Origin of the sequence: Actinomycetospora sp., from assembly GCF_036497585.1 — a bacterium.
Classification (GTDB): Bacteria; Actinomycetota; Actinomycetes; order Mycobacteriales; family Pseudonocardiaceae; genus Actinomycetospora.
Map to the genome: position 1 here is coordinate 1 of NZ_DASXJD010000128.1, position 2,192 is coordinate 2,192.

Here is a 2,192-nt window from a genome sequence, read left to right on the forward strand (position 1 = left end):
GGCCCTCCCGGAGACCTTCGCCGTGCGGGCGCCCGGGTACTCCGGCCCGACGATGATGACCCAGTCCTGGCGCGACGCCGGGTTCCTGCACTGGGCCGTGGACCCGGACGACGTGGCGCCGATGCTTCCGCGCGGGGTGTACCCCGACGTGATCGGCGGAGCCACCTACGTCGGGCTGGTGCCGTTCCGGATGGTCGGCGCCGGCGCCCTGACAGGCCCGGCGGTGCCGTGGTTCGGGACGTTCCTGGAGACCAACGTCCGGCTCTACACCGTGGACGACACCGGCAGGCGCGGCATCGTCTTCCGCAGCCTCGACGCGTCCCGGCTGGCGGTGGTGCTGGGGGCGCAGGCGGGATTCGGGCTGCCCTACCGGTGGGCGCGGATGGACTTCCGGCACGCCGACGGCGAGGTCGTCTACCGGGCGGTCACGCGGCGCGGGGGCCACCGCAGCGTCGTCGCGTTGCGGCCGGGGGAGCCGGTCGACGGCGATCCGCTGGCGGACTTCCTCACCGCACGCTGGGGGCTGCACGAGGACCACGCAGGCCTGACCTGGTACGTGCCGAACGTCCACGAGCCCTGGCCGCTGCGCCGCGCCGAGCTCCTGGCCTGCGACGACGAGCTGGTCGCCGCGGCGGGATTCCCGGCGCTCGCCGGCCGGGCGCCGGACCTCGTGCACTACTCGCCGGGGGTCACGGTGCGCTTCGGGTTCCCGCGGTCCGCGCTGCGCCGACGCTCTCGGCCCGCGGTGGGTCAGGTGTTGGCGAGCCAGGCGGACCACTGCGCCGCGAGGCGCTCGGCGACCTCCGCCGCGGTGTCCCCGTAGAGGACGGCGCGGACCTCGTGGACCGGGCCGGTGCCCGTCGTCGCGAGGGTGGCGACGCCGGGGGCCGGGCCGTCGAGCAGGAGCAGGGCGGCGCTGTGGTGGTGGCCCGCGCGGCGTTCGAGGCAGGTGCCGGAGAGCTGCGGGACGCCGCGGAAGATCGTCAGCGGCTGGCGCGGCACGACGACCCCGACCTGAGCGAGGAACCGGGCGTGGGCGCGCTCGTGGCCGCTGTCCGCGGTGCGCCCGCGCGAAGGTCCCCAGGCGTGCACCCCGACGCCGGTCCCGGTGCGGCCGGGGAAGTGCTCGAGGTGAACGGCGAGCGTGGTGAGCGCGGTGCTCGCCCGTTCGCGCAGCGCCACGGCCTCGGCGTCCCACGCGGGTCCGGCGCCCGGAGCGGTCGTCGTGACCCGGACCGCCGTCGTGCCGTCGTCGTGGGACTCGATGCGCCACGTCGTCGTGACGACGACCTCCCCGCCGTCGACCGGGACGTCCGCCTCGGTGACGAGGCGGTGCGGCGGCTCGCGGTCGACGACGCGGACGGTGCCCCCGGCCCCGGTGGCGACGGCGATCGTGCCGTCGGCCCGGGCCTCGACCCCCGCCGGTTCCAGCCACACCCGGACGTCCGGAAGCTCCTCGACGGCGTCGTAGGCCTGCTCGAGGGTCGCCGTGACGACCACGCCGAGCTCGACGGCGTCGGCCGTGGTGGGGTCCCGCGTCACGTCAGCCGACCGCCGTGCCGACGAGGTGCCCGATGCCGTAGGTGACGGCGAGGCCGAGGGCACCGCCGATCACCACGCGCAGCACGGCCTTGCGGACCGAGCTGCCACCCAGGTTCGCCGACACCCAGCCCGCGATCCCGAGGGCGATGAGCACGGCCACGAACGTCACCGGCACGCGCCAGTCGGCGGGCGGCAGCAGGATCGCCAGCAGGGGGAGGATCCCGCCGAGGGTGAACGCCAGCGCGGACGCCCCGGCGGCCTGCCAGGGGCTGCTGAGCACCTCGGGGTCGATGCCGAGCTCCGCCTCCACGTGAGCGGCGAACGCGTCGTGGTCGGTGAGCTCGCGGGCCACCTGGGCGGCGGTCTCGTGGCTCAGGCCCTTCCCCTCATAGATCGCGGCCAGCTCGGCCAGCTCGTCCTGGGGGTCCTCGTCCAGTTCGCGTTGTTCCTTGGCGAGCATCGAGCGCTGCGAGTCGCGCTGGCTGGACACCGAGACGTACTCGCCGAGGGCCATCGACACCGCCCCCGCGACGAGGCCGGCGACGCCGGCGGTGAGGATCGGTGCGCGTTCGGCGGTCGCGCCGGCCACGCCGAGCACGATCCCCGCCACCGACACGATGCCGTCGTTCGCCCCGAGCACCGCGGCGCGG

The 2,192-nt window shown here is 75.8% G+C and carries 3 protein-coding genes; 1 reads left to right on the forward strand and 2 read right to left on the reverse strand.

Going from position 1 to position 2,192, the window contains the following annotated elements:
• On the forward strand, positions 1–823 hold an 823-nt coding region (locus tag VGH76_RS12695), incomplete at its 5' end, for a DUF2071 domain-containing protein (protein ID WP_331557046.1).
• Here the strand turns inward: VGH76_RS12695 and VGH76_RS12700 are convergent.
• The gene (locus VGH76_RS12700; RefSeq protein WP_331557047.1) at positions 751–1,542 is read right to left on the reverse strand and encodes an SRPBCC domain-containing protein; all 792 of its coding nucleotides are present in this window, start codon (positions 1,540–1,542) and stop codon (positions 751–753) included. The genes VGH76_RS12695 and VGH76_RS12700 overlap by 73 nt on opposite strands.
• A 1-nt stretch (position 1,543) precedes the next feature.
• Positions 1,544–2,192: VIT family protein (locus VGH76_RS12705; RefSeq protein ID WP_331557048.1), on the reverse strand; the 649-nt coding region annotated here is incomplete at its 5' end.